A 20,136-nucleotide genomic window follows, 5' to 3' on the forward strand; every position below is an offset into this window, starting at 1 on the left:
AAATTGTAACAAAAAGACAGATTCCAAATGTACCGCTTCTAATAAGTTAGATTTTTTGGTCTAACTTTTAGGGGCGGTTTAAAATTGGGAGTCTGTCTTTTTTAAATAATCTGTAAAATAATAGCTAAAAGTAAAATGACATAACCACTCATTAAATTCACTACGTCGTTATCAATGAAGCGGTATCCAGAAATTAAGCGGCAAGGTTTTTGATGATGATTTTCTTGTTCGGTGATTTTACCGCAGACTTGGCATTGATACTTACTTTGTAATGTCGCCCCTAATAAACTATCAATTAACATACCGCCAACACCTAAAAGTAATGGGATCAAAAGAAGGGCACCGGTGAATGATTGGGGCGTAAATAACCAAGTGCCAAGAGCATAGGTAGCTGAAATAAGTAAGCTTCCACCTACTGCTGCTAAACTTCCTAAAAGCGATACACCGCCTGATAAGCCGGGGGCAACTTTTTTGAAATTAACGAGATTGTAAGGTCTACTTTTAGAAAGCAGACCTATTTCAGATGCCCAGGTATCGGCTGTAGTAGCTGCGATAATTGTTGACATAAGTAGAGTCCAATTGATATTTAAGACGTTAAAATAAGCTAATAAAGCGCAGCTAGCTAACGGTAAACTATTGGCTAAAAGTTGTTTGGCATCTCGTGTGGCGCCTTTTTTACCAATGGTATCCTCTTTTTTTGACAGGTATTTTTTTAAGGCGTGGATTAAAATAGCACTGCCAAAAAATAATCCCAGTAAAAACCAGATAACAGGTGGGGAGAATGCAGCTAGAAATGTCCCCAATAAAATGAAAGTAAAATATCCTGAACGGGTTAAATAGTTGGCAATATAAAGGAAGAAACCAATTACGGCTGTAAAAAGTAGACCGCCTGCGGCAAGATAAAAAGTAATCATGATAGACTCCTTAATTTTAAGAATAACTCTAGTGTTAGTGTAACACGAAAAAACACTGTTAGAGTGACTTGCCTTTATTCGTTGGGAACCCAATCAAATAAAGACAAGAATCTAACAGTGCTTTTTAAATTTTACAGACCAATTGTATAATCGTCGTCTTCCATCGCTTCAACTTGACCTAATAAATACCCATTACCCACTTGTGAGAAAAAGTCATGATTACTAGTACCAGTTGAGATACCGTTCATAACAATTGGATTCACATCGTCAGCGGTATCGGGAAATAGTGGATCTTGCCCCAAGTTCATCAACGCTTTGTTGGCATTGTATCGTAAGAAAGTTTTAACTTCTTCTGTCCAACCAATTTCATCATATAATTCTTCTGTATAACGTTCTTCATTTTCATATAATTCATACAATAAATCATACATCCAATTTTTTAACGCCTCTTGTTTGGCTTCTGGTAGTTCATTAAACCCAAGTTGGAATTTATAACCAATGTAAGTACCATGGACGGATTCGTCACGAATGATTAATTTAATGATTTCCGCTACATTGGCTAATTTATTGTTGCCTAAATAATAAAGGGGCGTATAAAAGCCAGAATAAAATAGGAATGTTTCCAAAAAGACACTGGCAATTTTCTTTTCTAGCGGTGTGCCGTTCTTATAAATTTCATTAATTCGTTCTGCTTTTTTTTGTAAATAAGGATTGGTATTGGTCCATTCAAAGATCTCGTCTATTTCTGATTTTGTGTTTAAGGTTGAAAAAATAGAGGAATAACTTTTCGCGTGAACAGATTCCATAAATTGAATATTGTTTAGTACTGCTTCTTCATGGGGGGTACGGACATCGTTACGTAATTGTTCCATTCCGCTTTCAGATTGCACGGTATCTAATAAAGTTAAACCACCAAAAACGTGACCCACCGTTTGCTTTTCTAAATCAGATAAAGTCCGCCAGTCATCTAAATCATTTGATAGTGGAATACGTGTATCTAACCAAAATTGTTCTGTTAGTTTTTCCCACGTTGATTTATCGATAATATCTTCAATTTCATTCCAATTAATGGCTTCGTAATAAGTTGCCATGATTTGCCTCCTAATCTAAGTTGTTGTATCGTCTACAGCTAATCGCCGCAAGTAGAACTTTGGTATCCCAAAATCTACTATTGCAACTAGTTGAAAAATACAACTTAAATGACACAGCTTTCACATTGATTGCTACCGATTTCTTCGGCATCGTCTGTAAAGGTACGAATATAATAAATCGATTTAATTCCTTTATGAAAGGCGTAATGACGTAAAATATTTAGATCCCGTGTTGTTTGTTTGGTTGTTGCAGTTTTCCATTCATAAAGACCTTTTGGAATATCAGACCGCATAAACAAGGTTAAACTCATACCTTGATCAATGTGTTGTTGGGCTGCCGCGTAAACATCAATGACTTTGCGCATATCCATATCATAAGCAGATGTGTAGTAAGGCAATGTATCATTTGATAAGTAAGGTGCTGGGTAGTAAATTTTCCCGATTTTCTTTTCTTGTCGCTCTTCAATCATCCGCGTGATCGGATGCAAGCTTGCACTGGTATCATTAATATAAGAAATCGAGCCGTTTGGTGCTACTGCCAAGCGGTTTTGATGATACAAGCCATCTTTTTGGACAGCTTCTTTTAGTTTTGCCCAATCTTCACCAGTTGGAATAAAAATTCCTTCAAATAATGCTTTAACTTTATCTGATTGTGGCAAGTGATTTTCAGCAATATATTTATCAAAATAGCTGCCATCGGCGTAAGCTGATTTTTCAAAGTTGTAAAAAGATTGTTGGCGTTCTTTAGCGATTTTGTTACTTTCCACTAGGGTCCAATAGTTTAATAACATAAAATAAATATCGGTAAATTCAACAGACTCTTTGGAACCATACACCAAATGATTTTTGGCAAAGAAAGTGTGTAAACCCATACCGCCAAGTCCAATCGTATGCGCTTGTTGGTTCCCATTGGCAATAGAAGGGACCACATCAATATGCGAGTTATCTGTTACAAAAGTCAATGCGCGAGTCATCGCTCTAACTGATTTACCAAAATCAGGACTATCCATTAAGTTGACAATATTTGTGGAACCTAAATTACATGAAATATCAGTTCCTAAAATTTCATATTCTTGACGACCAGTTAAAACAGAAGGGGTTTGGACTTGTAAAACTTCTGAACATAAATTACTCATAATAATTTTGCCGTCAATCGGATTTTCGCGGTTGGCGGTGTCGATATTGACAATATAAGGATAACCAGATTCTTGTTGCAATTTAGAAATTTCATTTTCTAATTCCCGCGCTTTGATTTTTTGTTTCCGGATATTAGGGTTTTTGACCAAATTATCATATTCTTTGGTGATGTCAACATAAGAAAAAGGTACACCGTATTCTTTTTCAACACTATAAGGACTAAACAAGTACATATCCTCATTCTTGCGAGTTAATTCATAAAATTTATCCGGCACTAAAACACCTAGAGATAATGTTTTAACCCGAATCTTTTCATCTGCATTTTCTTTTTTGGCAGATAAGAAAGCCATGATGTCAGGATGAAAGACGTTTAAATAAACCACGCCGGCACCTTGGCGTTGGCCGAGTTGATTGGAGTAACTAAAAGAATCTTCAAACAGCTTCATAACGGGCATAACACCACTAGCTGCACCTTCGTATCCTTTAATTGGTGCGCCAGCTTCCCGTAAGTTTGATAACGTAATACCAACACCGCCACCAATGCGGGAAAGTTGTAATGCAGAATTAATACCGCGCCCAATCGAGTTCATATCATCAGTAATTTGAATAAGGAAACAAGAAACTAATTCTCCCCGACGCTTACGACCAGCATTTAAAAATGAAGGGGTAGCCGGTTGGTAGCGTTGGTGAATCATTTCATCGGCTAAAGTCATTGCCAATTCTTCATCACCATCGGCAAAATACAAGGCGTTAATGGCAACACGATCTTCATAATTTTCTAGATAAAAAGCACCATCGTTAGTTTTTAAGGCGTATTGGGAATAAAATTTATAAGCTGCCATAAACGATTTAAAAGTGAAATTTTGGGCTAATAAAAAGTCATAAAGTTTCGTGATAAATGCTTGAGAATATTTCGCTAAAAATTCTGTTTCTAAATAATCCTCAGCGACTAAATAATCCAATTTGTCATTAAAAGTAGCAAATTGCTTTGTATTAGGAAGAACATTTTCGCTAAAAAATGCTGCCAATGCTTCTTGATCTTTATTTAAAGGGATTTGACCGTCAACAGGTCGGTTAATTTCGTTATTCAGCTTATAGTAGCTGACATCTTTAAGCTCTTTTAAACTCATGGAAGGACCAACTTTCTTTTTCAGACTCTTAAGATAAAAAAATGCGAAAAAAAGAAGGTGTCCCGCAGATTTTGAAATAATAAAAAAAGCAACTGGTAAAATATGCAACACGTGTTTAAAAAACACTAGTGTAACTGTCCAGTACTATCTTAACTGCGGTACAACCTTAATTAATTGTGTTTAAGAAGCAAGACTGCGTAATTGATCAGGTCTAAAGCCGATAATTGTGGTCTCGCCTGCAGTCGTTACCGGTACACTTTGGAAACCTTGTTCTTTTAGAAAGTTCAATGCGGTAGGTTCTTCATCTATATTAACTTCTTTAAAGTTGACGTGATTTTCAGTTAAAAAACGTTTAGTCATTTTACATTGCATACAGTTGTTTTTAGAAAATAAAGTGATAGTCATAATAGTTGCCTCCTTAAAATTCTTTATATACTCAGTATAGAGAAGTGGTAGTAAATGTCAATCAAAAAACACTAGATATTGTGTTTTGTAATATTAAACATACTATACATTGTGGTTTTGTGTTGATGAAGTGTTTCCAATAGCACAAGGACAAGTTTTCTTTCTCGTTTTCATGAGACGAAAATGAAGTGGTCTAGCTCGAAACAAGAATAATTATTACTATGTGAAAAATATTACAATTTTGTCGCTTTTATTGACTTTAAGCGTGACAAACCTTATTCTAAATGAGAATAATTATCAGTCGCAATTGGGTTTTTCTTTATAAAGGAGTAATAATGCAAAAGTTAGCAGAAGTCGCACCAAATCAAACGTTTATTGTGAAAAAAGTAGCAGCGCCTACTGAAGTTCAAAAACATTTGCAAAACTTAGGTTTGTTGCCTGGAAGTCAGGTAGTCTTATTAAAAAGTAAGGGACAAGATGGAATCGTATTAGTGCAAAATACTCGGTTGGCTCTAGACCAAAGCATACTAGCAGCTATTTGTGTGGAACCAGCGGTTGAAAAAAGTGAAATCTTATCGTTGGATCAATTAGCAGTCGGCGATAAAGGAAAAGTAATCAAAATATTTGGTGAAGGGGCAGTTAAGCGCCGTTTGATGGATATGGGCTTAACTAAAAACGTGCTTTTAACAGTACGAAAATTAGCGCCTTTAGGTGATCCGATTGAAATTAATTTACGAGGTTACGAATTGTCGTTGCGTAAAAGTGAAGCAGAATATATTTTAGTAGCTTTAATTAAGGAGGGATAGGATGAATCAGCTGCAATTTGCTTTAGCAGGTAATCCCAACAGTGGTAAAACGAGTACGTTTAATCAATTAACAGGATCCATGCAGTCGGTGGGAAACTGGCCGGGGGTAACAGTTGAACGTAAATCAGGTAGTTTAAAAAAGCAAAAAAATATTACCATCCAAGATTTACCAGGAATTTATTCATTATCCCCTTATACACCAGAAGAAATTGTCGCAAGAGATTACCTTTTAACCGGTATGCCCAATACGATTATTAATATCGTTGATGCGACGAATCTAGAGCGCAATCTCTACTTAACGACACAACTAATGGAAACTGGTATTCCAATCGTTTTAGGTTTGAATATGATGGATTTAGTCAAAAAAAGCGGTAAAACTATTAATCTAGCTAAGCTAGCTTATGGTTTAGGTATTCCAGTTGTCAGTATGAGTGCGTTAAAAAAACAAGGCTTAGAAGAATTAATTCAGCAAAGTACTTTAGTGGCTGAAAAATTTCCGCCAGAAACAACCTATCCAACTTATGATGATCGCCTAGAAGTGGCATTATCAGAAATTATTGATGTTTTAGGAAATACGGTGCCACAAAAACAAGCGCGTTTTTATGCAGCTAAATTATTTGAAAAAGATGAACTTGCTACTGCTGCTTTAAATTTAAGTAAAATCCAGCAAAAAGAAATTAATGAAATTATTGCGATCACCGAAAAAATTTTTGATGATACAAGTGATGCAATCTTAGTCAATGAGCGTTACGAGTTTATCGCTCGCTTAATGGCATTATGTACTGTCAATGACGGTGAATTACGCTTTACTATCAGCGACAAAATTGACCAAATTGTTACCAATCGCTTTTTAGCCATTCCAATTTTTGCTTTTGTAATGTGGGGCATTTATTATTTGTCAATTCAAACAATTGGGGTCATGGGTACTGACTGGGTCAATGATGTATTGTTTGGTACGCTTGTGCCAGATTTTATCGCTAAAAATCTCCAGGTCTGGCAGGTTGCACCTTGGATGCAAGATTTAATCTTAAATGGCATTATCGCAGGTGTGGGAGCCGTTTTAGGTTTTGTACCACAATTGTTAGTTCTCTTTTTATGTTTATCGCTCTTAGAAGACTGTGGTTATATGGCTCGAATTGCTTTTGTGATGGACCGCTTATTTCGTAAATTTGGCTTATCCGGAAAATCATTTATTCCCATGTTGATTGCAACAGGTTGTGGTGTTCCAGGTGTTATGGCCAGCCGTACAATTGAAAATGAAAAAGATCGACGTATGACAGTAATGGTAACAACCTTCATGCCGTGTTCGGCTAAATTACCAATTATTGCCTTGGTTGCGGGGGCCTTTTTCCCACAAGCGAGCTGGGTAGCACCTTCTGCTTATTTTATCGGAGTAACTGCGATTGTTTTATCTGGGATTGCATTAAAGAAGACGCGCATATTTGCAGGCGATCCTGCACCATTCATCATGGAATTACCTGCATATCACTTGCCGCAAGTCAAAAATGTTATGCGCCAAACATTTGACCGAGGTTTTTCTTTTATAAAAAAAGCCGGCACAATCATCTTTGTTTCAAGTATTATTTTATGGTTTATGTCAAATTACAATTTTGCCTTTCAAGCAGTTGCAGGCGATAAAAGTATCTTGGCAAATTTGGGCCGAGTAGTGGCACCGTTATTTGCACCATTGGGGTGGGGAAGTTGGCAAGGCGCGGTGGCGACTATAACTGGACTAATCGCCAAAGAAAATGTCATCAATACTTTTGGCATTTTATTTAGTCATTTAGATGAAGTTTCGGAAAATGGCGCTGAAATTTGGGGACCACTTCAAGCAGCCTTTACACCAGTAGCAGCCTACTCCTTTTTAGTGTTTAACTTATTATGTGCTCCTTGTTTTGCAGCAATGGGTGCGATTCATCGGGAGATGGGGAATGCCAAATGGACTTTTATTGCTGTTGGTTATCAATGTGGTCTGGCTTATGCTGTAAGTTTTGTTATATATCAATTTGGCCATGTCATCTTTGAAGGTGGTGCAGTTAATCTAGCAACGATTCTTGCTGTTGGTGTGCTAGCATATATTGTTTATGTTTTAATGCGTAAAGCACCTACACCAAAAGATGACGTTATCTCCTTTCAGCAATTAAAAGAGGAAGTGAAATAAATGGTAGCTACGATAATTTTAAGTATTTTAATATTTGGTGCAGCGGGCTTTGTTATCTATCGCCAAGTAAAAAAAGGTAGTAGTTGTGAAGATTGCAAAACCAGTTGCCCGGTGAAAAAACTAGATTAAAATAATCTGATTTTAAATGAAAATAAAAAAAGAGAAGTGTTGCGGATTGTTTTTCCGTCACACTTCTCTTTTTTTGAAATGAAATTTAATTGTCGAAGCAAATTTTAGTCGCTATTTGTTAATACGTTTATATAAATAATATTTTGTTACGCCACGCATTGGGGTATCTGGTAATTGGCCAAAGATAATAAAGCCACTTTTTTGATAAAATTCTACCGCCTGATAACTTTTTGTCGTTAAAGTCAGATTGATAACTCCTTCTTCTTGAGCCCAATCTTCTAGTGCTTGTAAAAGTCTTGAACCAATACCTTGATTTTGAAATTCCGGTTTAACGGCCAGCAGACTGACATGAAGATTTTCAAAATCTTCTTTAGCAATGAGGCCACCCACTAATTCTTCATCTAAAATTGCCGCAATTGCAAGTTTTTCATGTTTTTTTGGTAGTTCTTTGTGAAATTGCTTTTGGTATTGAGCAGTAAAGACATCTCTTAATAAAGGTTCAATAGTTTCTGTTTGACTGGTTTCAATTCGTATCATGAAAATTCCTCCTGTCTATGCCCTTTTAGTATAGCAGTTTCGCTATTAAATAGTAGCATCAAACAAAATTTATCTCATATAATAAGATGTATGATTAAAAACTAACTTAAAAAAATACCACCGCATACAATCTCTTCGAAACGTCTAAAAGACGCCGAGATCATACCGGTGGCGTGGGTTTGGCACCCAATGGGCCGTGAGGGGCTCGAACCCGCGACCCGCTGATTAAGAGTCAGCTGCTCTACCAACTGAGCTAACGGCCCAAAATACTTTAAGAAAAGTACTTTTTTATGTTAGCACTCCGATTTTGAAATTGCAAGAAAAAACCAAGAAAAAAGTTTTTACTTCTTAATTTGTCGTAAGAAAAAATTTACAGAGGTACAAAATTTCATTCATACTTTTTTCACACTTTGCCGGTACCATACAAGAGTACCAACAATAACCTGTCTTTTTAAGACAAACCCTAACACTTTTTCATTTTTACTCCTGCCTGTCGGTTCCCCGCCGACAGGTCTTTTTTTATTCTTTATCCTGTTAGGTGCTGGCCTGTACCATAAAGCAATTCTAAAAATTTCCTTTAGCAAACTAGTTTTACTAACAAAAATATGTTATATTCTATCTAGTTTTTAAAACTACTTTATATAATTATCGTAAAATTTATGTGGGGTAATAGCGAATGAATGATACTTATTCAAATGAAACTTTAAAAAAATGGGGAGAAGCGTTGAGTGAATTCCATTTGCCACGATGGGACCAATTACCGGATTTAGAACTATATATGGATCAAGTGATCCAGTTAGTAGATCAATATCTATCTCCTGTCACTACTGGAGATAAGCATCCGCTTTTGACCAAATCGATGGTGAATAATTACGTGAAATTGGGCTTAGTTCCACCGCCGGTAAAAAAACGCTATACAAGGACACATGTGGCTTTTTTACTAGCGATTACAACTTTAAAACAAGTATTAACGATTCCAGAAATTAAAGAGGCAATCGTTTTTCAAGGTCGTACTGACGGTATCCGTGAAGCGTATAACTTTTTTTGTCGGGAACAAGAAAGTGCCATCCATTTAATTGCGCGCCAAGCTAAAGGCGAAGGTGTTAGTTATCCGACAGAACCAATTCCATTTTCTTATTTAGCAGCACGTACTGCCACGATTGCATTTGCCAATAAAATTTTAGCCGAAAAAGTGATTCGTTGTGAAATCGATTATTTACGACAAGGAGAAAATAATGACTAAAGAAAAAATTGCATTACTAGTAGACTCAGGAACAGATGTGCCAGAAGAAATAAGTACTGCGCATCATATGTATACAATTCCTTTAAAAATCATTTACAAAGATCGAGAATATACTGATAAAGTGGATATTACTCCAGAAGAAATTTATAGTAAGTTGCGCCAAGAAATTCCTTCAACATCGTTACCAGATGGGGATACAATTAACAAAATTTTCGACCAAATTAAAGCAGATGGTTTTACTCATGTCTTAGCAATTACAATTTCAAGTGGTTTAAGTGGTACGAATAATGCTGTCCGTCTTTTAGGTGAGCACTATGAAGGTTTGACTACGTATGCTTTTGATACCAAAAATATCGGAATTGGCGCGGGACTACAGGCGATTCGGGCAGCTGAATTATTACAAAAAGGATTATCTTTTGAAGAATTAATTACGCAATTGGAAAAAGAAGTATTGCAAAATAAAGTTTATTTTAACGTGGCAACATTAGAGTATTTGCAAAAAGGTGGCCGAATTGGTTTAGTGGCATCCATTTTAGGCAATGCTTTAAAATTAAATCCCATTATTTCTTGTAATGACGAAGGTATTTATTACACCGTCGCCAAGGCCCGAGGACGCAAGAAAAGTTTAGAAAAATCAGTGAGTTTGATTCGCGAAGCTATTGGTAATCATCAGAATGTGCGCTTAGCAGTTGCTCATGGAGATGCGCTAGCAGAAGCAAAAATGATGAAAGAAGTGTTGGAAAAGGAATTTCCGCAAGTTAAAGAATTTTTCTTTGGCCAAATTTCACCAGCACTGGTTGTGCATACTGGCCCGGGGCTACTCGGTTTTGGTATTCAAGCTTTAGATTAATGAAAAGTAAGATTATAGCTTAATGAAAGAAAAGAATTGAACAACAAAAGTAGCATGTCTTTGTTGTCTAATTCTTGCTCTTTTGTTAAGCTTTTTGCTTTTAAAAGGTTGATCGGACTGGAAATTTTCGATTTAATGAAATGCCTGCCAAAATGAGTTATAATAGTAGAGACAAATTTAAGAAGCATAAAGAGGTGTCTTCTAATGAAGAAAATATTAGTAGTTGACGATGAAAAACCAATTTCAGATATCGTCAAATTCAATTTAACCAAAGAAGGTTATGAAGTCTATACTGCTTTTGATGGCGAAGAAGCGATTGAAAAAGTAAAAGAGGTCGAGCCGGATTTGATTTTATTGGATTTAATGTTGCCAAAAATTGACGGCCTAGAAGTAGCCCGTGAAGTACGAAAAAATTATGATATGCCGATTATCATGGTGACAGCTAAAGATTCTGAGATTGACAAAGTTTTAGGCTTGGAGTTAGGTGCAGATGATTATGTCACAAAACCTTTTTCAAATCGTGAGTTAGTGGCGCGAGTTAAGGCCAACTTACGCCGAGGATCCACTGCAGCTAAAGAAGCAGAGGAAGCACCAAATTCTGAACTTTCAATTGGCGATTTGACCATTCAGCCAGAAGCTTACATGGTGATGAAAAATGGTGAAGCAATTGAATTGACTCACCGCGAATTTGAACTGTTACATTACCTAGCTAAACACTTAGGTCAAGTTATGACTAGAGAACACTTATTACAAACCGTTTGGGGTTATGATTATTTTGGTGATGTTCGAACTGTTGACGTGACAGTGCGGCGCTTGCGGGAAAAAATCGAAGACAACCCAAGCCATCCTAATTATTTAGTGACAAGAAGAGGCGTGGGGTATTACCTACGCAATCCGGAACAGGAGTAATGGAATGAATAAAAAAGTTCGCTTTTTTCAATCAGTGAACTTTAAAATCGCCCTGGCATTTATCTTGATCTTAATTATTTCGATCGAGATTATCGGGGCGTATTTTATTCGCGGATTGGAAAATAAAACGGTGGAAAGTTTTACTACCGGTATGAATCGACAAGCTGCTAGTTTAGCAGGTACTTTAGGTTCTGAATTAAGTAAAGACGATGGTAAAGATAGTGAGGAAGCAGATGCTTCAATTCAAAGAATTATCGATACCAACAAAAGTGGCGATATTATCGAAATTCGTGTGGTCGATGAGAAAGGGATTGTTCGTGCTACTACCAATGTTTCTGACCGAAGCGCAAGAGGTAAGAAAAATGATTATCGCGATATCGACGATTTAGCCGTCAAGTCTGAAATGGCCATTGATGATTCAACCGGAAATCGCGTGTATATCAATGTTCAACCGATTCAATCGCCCACCGGTGATACTATTATCGGAGCTGTTTATATTAAAAGTGACATTGAAAAACAATACTTAGAAATTCAAAATACAGCTTTAATTTTTGTCACAGCTTCGATTATTGCCGCTGCAATTTCAATCGTCGTTGCTGTTTTGGTTTCTCGTTCAATTACCCAACCGATTGGCGAGATGCGCGAACAAGCTAGGCGAATTGCCAGAGGAGATTACAGTCGCAAAGTAGCTGTACATGGAAAAGATGAATTGGGTCAATTAGCAGAAACATTTAACCAATTAGGCGATCGCATCGAAGAAACACAAGAAGCGATGGAAGCGGAACGAAATCGGTTGGATAGTGTGCTTTCCCACATGACTGACGGTGTTGTGGCAACAGATCGACGAGGTAAAGTCATTACGATTAATGAAATGGCGATTAATCTTTTAAATGTTACTAGTGAAGAAGCAGTTGGCCATTCTATTTTAGAATTACTGGATATTGAAGAAGATTACACGCTGCGAAAATTACTGGAAAATCCTGATGAAATGTTAATATCACGGCAAGCTCAAGACGGCAGTGAACTGATTTTACGAACAGACTTTTCGATGATTCGGCGAGAATCTGGCTTTATTAGTGGCTTGGTTGCGGTTATGCACGATGTAACTGAGCAAGAAAAAACAGAGCAAGAACGCCGAGAATTTGTGTCCAATGTCTCTCATGAGCTGCGCACGCCTTTAACCAGTATGAGAAGTTACATTGAAGCGTTAAGTGAAGGAGCTTGGGAAGATCCTGAAATTGCGCCTAATTTTTTAAAAGTTACACTTGATGAGACAGACCGTATGATTCGTATGATTAATGACCTTTTGAATTTATCACGGATGGATAATGGCAAAAACAGCATGCAATTGGAATACATCAATTTTAATGAGCTTGTTAATTTTGTGTTAGATCGTTTTGATATGATGATGAATTCACAAGATCAAAAGAAAAAATATACGATTCGACGGGAATTTACCAAACGGGAGTTATGGGTGGAAGTCGATACAGATAAAATGATGCAAGTAATTGATAATATCATGAATAATGCGATTAAATATTCTCCTGACGGTGGTACGATTACAGTGCGATTGATGGAAACACATAATAATATTGCTTTGAGTATTCAAGATCAAGGCCTTGGCATTCCTAAAAAAGATTTGCAAAAAGTTTTTGATCGTTTTTATCGGGTGGATAAAGCACGAGCTAGAAAACAAGGTGGTACAGGGTTAGGACTTGCTATTTCAAAAGAAGTTATTAAAGCACATGGCGGCAGTATCTGGGCTGAAAGTAAAGAAGGGCGCGGTTCAACGTTCTTTATTACCTTGCCTTATGAACCATATGAGGGGGATTGGTGGGAATGAAAATATCTGAACGCATTATTAGAATTGGTTTAATTGCGTTGATTATATTGAGTTTTTATCTTTCTTACATGATTTGGTTAAGTCCGACTGCCCGCAGCAGTCTACAAACTGCTAAACATACAGATCGTGTCGTGAATACAACACAAAATATTCGTAAAGCGACAGATATTTTTTTGCCATTGCGTTTAGTATGGGTGAACGGTGAAGACAATATAAAGCAGACTGCTTCAGATACGCTGATTAATGAGGTTCAAAACTTGGTGAATAATGCTAGTTTTGGCACGCCAGAGAAAAAAAGCTATGATAATGATGAAAATTTTTTAGCTGATGTGGATATTAAGCATGGCGTGGAACTTTCTTATTTTGGGCCTTTTTTGGTAAAAGAATACGCAGAGATGTTCAATTTGAATTTAGCGTTGGATAAATTACAAGATGTCTATTTTACAAAGGCGCAAATTAATTTTGATAATCATCAAATCCGCTTTATTAATATGCGACGCCATCAAATTGTGGAAGTTCCAATCACAATCGATGAGATGAAAATCTCCCAACTTATGACCGATTCGGCTGAAAAAAATTGGTTAGTCATGAATGAAGAAAACCGGATTGCAAGTATGCAATATAATACGCAAGAACCAGTTAAGTTAAAACGCTATAGTTATATCGCCTCCAATTTATCTTATACAACTTTTCGGGATGCTTTTTTTACCAATCCTCAAGATGTAAAAATGAATGAAGAGACCAGTAATTTGGTGTTATATGATGGCACGGAAAATATGAGTATCCAAGAAGAAAAGCAGTTAATTGATTTTAAAGGTGAGATTGATTTAAGCGGTGGCGAAGGTGATATTTATTCCCAAAGTTTCAGCTACATTGCGCGCTTAGGAGCTAATTTAGGGAATTTACGTTATTTTGATCGTGACAAAGATGAAATTAGTTATCGGATATTTGTTGAAGGTTATCCAGTTTTTGGTGATGCTTACCAGGGGCAAGTAAATTTGAAAGTTAATAATGAAAATAAGACAGACACCGGAACCTTACCTGTTCAAATTTTAGCGAGTATGAATGCCATCCAAGTGCCGATTCCTTCTGATGAAACAGTGGAATTACCACCAAGTCATACAATTATTGAAAATTTAACTTATCTTGGTGTCAATCAAAGCCTCGTGCAATCGCTGGTTATTGCTTACGAACGACAAGATCTCGCTGCGACAAATGGTGTCGTTGATTTAGTTCCAATGTGGTACATTCGGTATGATGGTCAGTGGTATTCCTATGATGATCTAGTTGCAAAACTGCAACAGGGAATGGGGGCGGAATAGTTGGATTTTAAAAAAATCGAATGGATTTTCTTTTTGGCTTTTCTAGGATTAAATATCTTTTTATTCAGTATCTACCATGCTGCCAGAAATGAAGAAGGTAATGTTTCGAGTACAAATCAAAAAATTGATATTGAACAACGCTTGGAAGCAGATGAAATTAGTATAAAAGGGAAACTTTCCGCACAAATCAAAGAAGGTTATTATCTAGCAGCAGTACCTACTGATATGAACGAAGCCGTAAATACTGAAAAAAGTAAGAATAGTACTGCTTTTAGTAATGAGGCAACTTTTGCAGGTGACGGCCATAGTCAGATTATCTATACCCCAAGTACCAATTTTTACATTAAAGATGGAAAAGAAACCAAAGATAACGTCGACGCATTTTTAAAAGATTCAAAAGAAGTTTTATTTGGTGAAGAATATCAATACTTACCTCATGAGTCATTGACTGATAAAGAATATCCGGAAATTATTTGTGCCCAAAGTTTTGAAGGCATTCCTTTTTATGATAATACAAGTAAAATGGAAATTGTTTTAGAAGAAAATGACGGTCTACTACGGGTATCGCGCTACATGCAAACTCATTTATCTGCGATTGAAAAATTGCGGGAAAAAATGGCGCTTTACAGTGAAAAAGATGCAGTCAATACGCTTTATATTAATAATAAGTTACCTGCTAAATCAAAAATTTTATGGCGTCAGCTTTCTTATGTAATGATCTTACAAGTCAGAGGGAAAAACGTGTATGTACCTGCTTGGCTTGTTGCTGTAGAAACTGGGAACAATAATGTCCAAATTGAAACAGTTAATGCCTTTACCAATCGAATTATTACGAATAATACGTTACAAAAGGTGGAAAATACTAATTAAGGTATGTATAATAGAAACGTTTAGAAGGTGTGAGAAATATTGGATGCCTTAGTTTAAGTGAAGGGAAGTCTAGCAGATGGCAGAAGCTGCTTTAAAAATTAGTGTGTTAGCCAGTGGCAGTTCTGGCAATTCTTTATATATTGAAAGCGGGAAAAAAAAGCTGCTAGTGGATGCCGGTCTTTCTGGTAAAAAAATTACTTCATTGCTGGCAGAAGTTGGAAAAAATCCAGCTGATTTAGATGCCATTTTAGTGACCCACGAACACAGAGATCATATTCATGGAGTCGGTGTATTGGCTAGAAAGTATGGACTAGATGTCTATGCCAATGAAGGCACTTGGCAGGCAATGGAGGGCATGTTAGGGAAAATCGATGTCGCTCAAAAACATATTTTTGAAATGGGCAAAGTATTGACGTTTGGGGATATGGATGTTGAAAGTTTTGGTGTTTCCCATGATGCGGCTGCTCCGCAATTTTATCGTTTTCATAAAGACGGTAAATCGTTTGTTATGTTGACGGATACAGGGTATTGCAGTGACCATGTCAGAGGAATTATTCGCGATGCGGATGCTTATTTAGTAGAAAGCAATCACGATTTGGAAATGTTACGCATGGGACCTTATCCATGGAGTTTGAAACAACGAATTTTAGGGGACCGTGGTCATTTATCTAATGAAGATGGTGCTTTGGTTATGACCGATATTATTGGAGACAATACCAAACGCATTTACTTAGGCCACTTAAGTAAAGAAAATAATATGAAAGAACTTGCCCATCTTACGATGAAAAATATTTTGAAAGAACATGATTTGGGTGTGGATTATGATTTTAAAATTTATGACACCGATCCTGACCAAGCCAGCGAGTTATTTGCAATTTAGTTCTATTTTAGTAAGAAAAAACCTCTGCAACAATTTTGATTGTTGCAGAGGTTTTTGTAGTTAATGAGTTAGTTATCTGTCACATGCAAGAAACTCTTAGTGAGGATTTAAAAAAATAGTTTCTGGTAAAGAATAACAACAATATTCGGATTTTTTCTAAAAAGCTATCCGCTAGCTTCACATTTACTTATATTTAGTAGTTTTCACTGTTGCCAGCGATACTGATGTGAATATTTTTTTGTGGATTTTCAATTAGATCCATCACGCCTTGTGCGTAATCCGCCATACTAACTTCACTTTTACCTGCTTCATCTTTCACTAAAACATCTTCATTGATTTGGTATTTGCCAGTATAAGGTGCATCGTAAATAAAGTTGGCAGCAGGCGATACATAGGTCCAAGTGACATCGGGTACTTCTTTTAAGGCAGCAAGCGACTGCGCCATATTAGAAGCAGTTGGATGAATAGGAGAGGTCTCAGGAATAGTATCTAGTAAACGCTTTGTCTTTTCTTGATTTAAGTATAGTGAAGAGGCGCCACCAACTACAATTAACCAAACAGGCGTGCCACTTAAAATAGTAGCAAGGTGGATCAAACTACTTTTATGCATCTCTTCTTTGCCCCGGGGAGCATTAAAAGCATCAATTACTACATCAAAAGGTGATAAGTCAGCGGTAGTTAAATCAAAAAGATCTTTTTTTAGAACGGGAACAGCGACAGTTAGTTGTTCAGGGCTACGAACAATGGCAGTAACCTCATGATTTTGTGCTAATGCAGCTTTTAAAAGATGACTACCAACGTGACCGGTTGCACCGATAATTCCAATTTTCATTAAATTGCCTCCTCTTAAGCTAAAAATTATTACCTTCTTTATTTTAACGGGAAGTTCTCTTTTTTACTAAAAAAACGCCTCTTGCAAAAAGAGACGTAAAGTTACGTTTTAAAGCGTAGAACTTGAATGATTAAGACTACAATGTTGGCACCACAATGGCTAATAATCGCAGTCTTAATTGAACCACTTTTTACGTACAACAAAGATAAGAAACAGCCTAAAATGAAATAAACTAAAATATCACTCTCCGTATGAACAAGGGCAAAGGCTAAAGAACTAAGTAAAATTGCCAGTGGTAAAGAAAAATATTCACTAAAAAAGCCAATACAGGCCCGTCTAAAGACGAGTTCTTCCATGATTGGGCCACAAATTGTTGCGATAAAGGCAAAAATTGGTCGTTGCCACATCACTTCCATCATATTTAAACTACGATTAAAGTTAGTTTGAACACTAAAAAAATTTTCAACATATCCTGCTATGCCAATCAATAAAACCGTTAAAACAATACCCATAACACCGATGAGAATAATTTTCTTTAGGGAAAGGAAATGAGTTTCAAAGGGTAGGGGTTGTCTTTTTTGATATAAAAAAACTAAAACAGCCGTGCCAATCAAATAAGATAAGCTAGCGGTTATTGTTTCACCGTTACTTATTCCAGGGATTAAAAAGACTAAAGCATAACACAAAATAGAGATAAAGCTGTATTTAATTTGCGACATCACACGTCTCCTCTAAGTATCTAATAAAAGTATACCTGAATCATTTCTTTAGAACAATCGCTTCAGGAAATAGACAAAGTTTCTTCAATAAAAAAACAAGGGAAAAAACTTGCATTGTGCAGGTAAAATGAGTAATATAGTTCTTGTAGGTTAGCACTCTATCTATGAGAGTGCTAATACATGAAAATTGATGGAGGGATTTATCGTGTTAAAACCATTAGGTGATCGCGTGATCATTGAAGTCGCAAAAGAAGAAGAAAAATCTGTAGGCGGAATCGTTCTAGCTTCTGCAGCTCAAGAAAAACCACAAACTGGTACTGTCGTGGCTGTTGGTGAAGGCCGCGTTTTAGAAAATGGTGAAAAAGCCGCAATCCCAGTTGCTGTGGGCGACCAAGTTATGTTTGAAAAATATGCTGGCTCTGAAGTGAAATATAACGGCCAAGAATATTTAATTGTTAATGGTAAAGATATCATCGCAATCGTAGAATAATCACGACTATATTTTAAAAAATTTGAATGAGGTGTTTAAGATGGCAAAAGATATTAAATTTGCAGAAGACGCTCGTGCCGCTATGGTACGTGGTGTAGATAAATTAGCTGATACAGTAAAAGTAACCTTAGGCCCTAAAGGTCGTAACGTTGTTTTAGAAAAATCTTATGGCTCACCATTAATTACAAATGATGGTGTTACGATTGCTAAAGAAATCGAGTTAGAAGATCATTTTGAAAATATGGGAGCAAAACTTGTTTCTGAAGTTGCTTCAAAAACAAATGATATTGCCGGTGACGGTACGACAACTGCTACAGTTTTAACTCAAGCAATTGTGCGCGAAGGAATTAAAAACGTGACAGCAGGTGCCAATCCTTTAGGTATTCGTCGCGGGATTGAATTAGCAACAAAAACAGCCGTGGCTGAATTACACAATATCTCTACCATTGTAGATTCAAAAGAAGCGATTGCCCAAGTTGGTGCGGTTTCTTCTGGTAGTGAACAAGTTGGGAACTACATCGCTGACGCTATGGAAAAAGTAGGTAACGACGGTGTAATCACAATTGAAGAATCAAAAGGGATTGAAACAGAATTAGACGTTGTTGAAGGTATGCAATTTGACCGTGGTTACTTATCACAATACATGGTCACAGACAACGATAAAATGGAAGCTGTTTTAGATAATCCATATATTTTAATTACCGATAAGAAAATCTCTAACATTCAAGATATCTTGCCATTGTTAGAACAAATTTTACAACAATCAAAACCATTATTAATTATCGCAGACGATGTGGACGGCGAAGCATTGCCAACACTTGTTTTGAATAAAATTCGCGGTACATTTAATGTGGTTGCAGTTAAAGCACCAGGTTTTGGTGACCGTCGTAAAGCGATGTTAGAAGATATCGCAGTCTTAACAGGTGGTACTGTCATTACTGACGATTTAGGTCTTGAATTAAAAGATGCAACCATTGAAAGCTTAGGTCAAGCAAGTAAAGTTGTAGTTGATAAAGACAATACTACAATCGTTGAAGGTGCAGGCGAAACTGACGCGATTGCAGCTCGGGTACAATTAATTAAAAATCAAATTGCTGAAACAACTTCTGATTTTGATCGTGAAAAATTACAAGAACGTCTTGCAAAATTAGCTGGCGGTGTAGCAGTAATTAAAGTTGGTGCGCCAACTGAAACAGAATTAAAAGAAATGAAATTGCGCATTGAAGATGCTTTAAATGCGACTCGTGCTGCGGTTGAAGAAGGTATGGTTTCTGGTGGTGGTACAGCACTAGTAAATGTTATTGCCAAAGTTACTGCGATTGAAGCAGAAGGCGACATTGCAACTGGTGTGAAAATCGTTGAACGTGCTTTAGAAGAACCAGTGCGCCAAATCGCTGAAAATGCTGGTTACGAAGGTTCAGTTATCATCGATAAATTAAAACATGCTGAAATTGGCATGGGCTTTAATGCAGCAAATGGTCAATGGGTAAACATGGTAGAAGCTGGTATCGTAGACCCTACTAAAGTAACCCGTTCTGCATTACAAAATGCGGCATCTGTCGCTGCTTTATTATTAACAACAGAAGCTGTTGTTGCAGATAAACCAGAACCTCAAGCAGCTCCAGCTGCTCCTGGTATGGATCCAGCAGCAATGGGCGGTATGATGTAATTTAATTAATTAAAAAGCAGTAGTACTAAAAGTGACTAGCTTTCCAAAATAAGAAGAACTTTTAAAAAATTGTTTTACTGGTTTTTGCGAAATTTCGACTTATTTAAGTAGAAGTTGCTTTGGTAATACTGATGATTCAAAAAAACAGAGTGTGACAAAATTTTTGTCACACTCTGTTTTTATTTTATTGTCTTTAGAC

The 20,136-nt window shown here is 36.6% G+C and carries 19 protein-coding genes and 1 tRNA gene; 12 read left to right on the forward strand and 8 right to left on the reverse strand.

Annotated elements, in window-relative coordinates:
- Positions 1-101: 101 nt before the first annotated feature.
- From RU96_RS05555 to nrdH, 4 genes are all read right to left on the reverse strand, one after another.
- Positions 102-914 carry a DUF92 domain-containing protein gene (locus RU96_RS05555; protein WP_071864542.1) on the reverse strand — a complete coding sequence of 271 codons (813 nt, stop codon included), beginning with the start codon at positions 912-914 and terminating at the stop codon, positions 102-104.
- 131 nt (positions 915-1,045) lie between these two features.
- Entirely contained in the window at positions 1,046-2,008 is a 963-nt protein-coding gene (gene nrdF / locus RU96_RS05560; RefSeq protein WP_095007043.1) for a class 1b ribonucleoside-diphosphate reductase subunit beta, read from the reverse strand.
- A 101-nt stretch (positions 2,009-2,109) separates the two neighbouring features.
- Entirely contained in the window at positions 2,110-4,272 is a 2,163-nt protein-coding gene (nrdE, locus tag RU96_RS05565; RefSeq protein ID WP_071864544.1) for a class 1b ribonucleoside-diphosphate reductase subunit alpha, read from the reverse strand.
- A gap of 180 nt (positions 4,273-4,452) precedes the next feature.
- Positions 4,453-4,677, reverse strand: a complete 225-nt coding sequence (nrdH, locus tag RU96_RS05570; protein ID WP_071864545.1) for a glutaredoxin-like protein NrdH — start codon at positions 4,675-4,677, stop codon at positions 4,453-4,455.
- Positions 4,678-5,012: 335 nt separating this feature from the next.
- Here nrdH and RU96_RS05575 point away from each other — a divergent pair, with 335 nt between their 5' ends.
- Genes RU96_RS05575 through RU96_RS05585 form a run of 3 tightly spaced genes read left to right on the forward strand, consistent with a single transcriptional unit; the run spans position 5,013 to position 7,773 of the window.
- The gene (locus RU96_RS05575; protein WP_071864546.1) at positions 5,013-5,483 is read left to right on the forward strand and encodes a FeoA family protein; all 471 of its coding nucleotides are present in this window, start codon (positions 5,013-5,015) and stop codon (positions 5,481-5,483) included.
- Position 5,484: 1 nt separating this feature from the next.
- Positions 5,485-7,644, forward strand: coding sequence for a ferrous iron transport protein B (gene feoB, locus RU96_RS05580; RefSeq protein ID WP_071864547.1), 2,160 nt, complete (start codon positions 5,485-5,487; stop codon positions 7,642-7,644).
- Positions 7,645-7,773, forward strand: coding sequence for a FeoB-associated Cys-rich membrane protein (locus RU96_RS05585; protein WP_071864548.1), 129 nt, complete (start codon positions 7,645-7,647; stop codon positions 7,771-7,773).
- Between the two features lie 111 nt (positions 7,774-7,884).
- Here RU96_RS05585 and RU96_RS05590 read toward each other — a convergent pair whose 3' ends face one another.
- Both RU96_RS05590 and RU96_RS05595 read right to left on the reverse strand, forming a co-directional pair.
- The gene (locus RU96_RS05590; RefSeq protein ID WP_071864549.1) at positions 7,885-8,310 is read right to left on the reverse strand and encodes a GNAT family N-acetyltransferase; all 426 of its coding nucleotides are present in this window, start codon (positions 8,308-8,310) and stop codon (positions 7,885-7,887) included.
- A 190-nt stretch (positions 8,311-8,500) separates the two neighbouring features.
- Positions 8,501-8,573: transfer RNA gene (locus tag RU96_RS05595), tRNA-Lys, on the reverse strand.
- Between the two features lie 413 nt (positions 8,574-8,986).
- Here RU96_RS05595 and RU96_RS05600 point away from each other — a divergent pair.
- The 7 genes from RU96_RS05600 (at position 8,987) to RU96_RS05630 (ending at position 16,227) form a co-directional block, all read left to right on the forward strand.
- On the forward strand, positions 8,987-9,553 hold the full coding sequence (locus RU96_RS05600; protein WP_071864550.1) for a DUF1836 domain-containing protein: 567 nt from the start codon (positions 8,987-8,989) through the stop codon (positions 9,551-9,553).
- Positions 9,546-10,403 (forward strand): DegV family protein, encoded by an 858-nt coding sequence (locus RU96_RS05605; protein ID WP_071864551.1) that lies wholly within the window; start codon positions 9,546-9,548, stop codon positions 10,401-10,403. Before RU96_RS05600 ends, RU96_RS05605 begins: the two co-directional genes overlap by 8 nt.
- A 204-nt stretch (positions 10,404-10,607) precedes the next feature.
- Positions 10,608-11,312, forward strand: coding sequence for a response regulator YycF (gene yycF, locus RU96_RS05610; RefSeq protein ID WP_016171337.1), 705 nt, complete (start codon positions 10,608-10,610; stop codon positions 11,310-11,312).
- 4 nt (positions 11,313-11,316) lie between these two features.
- On the forward strand, positions 11,317-13,155 hold the full coding sequence (walK, locus tag RU96_RS05615) for a cell wall metabolism sensor histidine kinase WalK (protein ID WP_071864552.1): 1,839 nt from the start codon (positions 11,317-11,319) through the stop codon (positions 13,153-13,155).
- Positions 13,152-14,477 (forward strand): YycH family regulatory protein, encoded by a 1,326-nt coding sequence (locus RU96_RS05620; RefSeq protein ID WP_071864553.1) that lies wholly within the window; start codon positions 13,152-13,154, stop codon positions 14,475-14,477. The genes walK and RU96_RS05620 overlap by 4 nt, the downstream gene beginning before the upstream one ends.
- Entirely contained in the window at positions 14,478-15,347 is an 870-nt protein-coding gene (locus RU96_RS05625) for a two-component system regulatory protein YycI (RefSeq protein ID WP_071864554.1), read from the forward strand.
- A gap of 76 nt (positions 15,348-15,423) precedes the next feature.
- Entirely contained in the window at positions 15,424-16,227 is an 804-nt protein-coding gene (locus tag RU96_RS05630) for an MBL fold metallo-hydrolase (protein WP_071864555.1), read from the forward strand.
- Positions 16,228-16,420: 193 nt separating this feature from the next.
- On the opposite strand, the gene RU96_RS05635 is transcribed toward RU96_RS05630, so the two are convergent.
- On the reverse strand, positions 16,421-17,059 hold the full coding sequence (locus RU96_RS05635) for an NAD(P)-dependent oxidoreductase (protein ID WP_071864556.1): 639 nt from the start codon (positions 17,057-17,059) through the stop codon (positions 16,421-16,423).
- Positions 17,060-17,160: 101 nt separating this feature from the next.
- Positions 17,161-17,778, reverse strand: coding sequence for a CPBP family intramembrane glutamic endopeptidase (locus RU96_RS05640; RefSeq protein ID WP_071864557.1), 618 nt, complete (start codon positions 17,776-17,778; stop codon positions 17,161-17,163).
- 205 nt (positions 17,779-17,983) lie between these two features.
- Here RU96_RS05640 and groES point away from each other — a divergent pair, with 205 nt between their 5' ends.
- Together groES and groL are read left to right on the forward strand one after the other, a co-directional pair.
- On the forward strand, positions 17,984-18,268 hold the full coding sequence (gene groES, locus RU96_RS05645) for a co-chaperone GroES (RefSeq protein ID WP_071864558.1): 285 nt from the start codon (positions 17,984-17,986) through the stop codon (positions 18,266-18,268).
- 40 nt (positions 18,269-18,308) lie between these two features.
- Complete coding sequence (gene groL, locus RU96_RS05650) at positions 18,309-19,937, forward strand: chaperonin GroEL (RefSeq protein ID WP_071864559.1); 1,629 nt, start codon at positions 18,309-18,311, stop codon at positions 19,935-19,937.
- Positions 19,938-20,136 lie beyond the last annotated feature (199 nt).

The sequence above is a fragment of the Enterococcus canintestini genome, assembly GCF_001885735.1.
Classification (GTDB): Bacteria; Bacillota; Bacilli; order Lactobacillales; family Enterococcaceae; genus Enterococcus_C; species Enterococcus_C canintestini.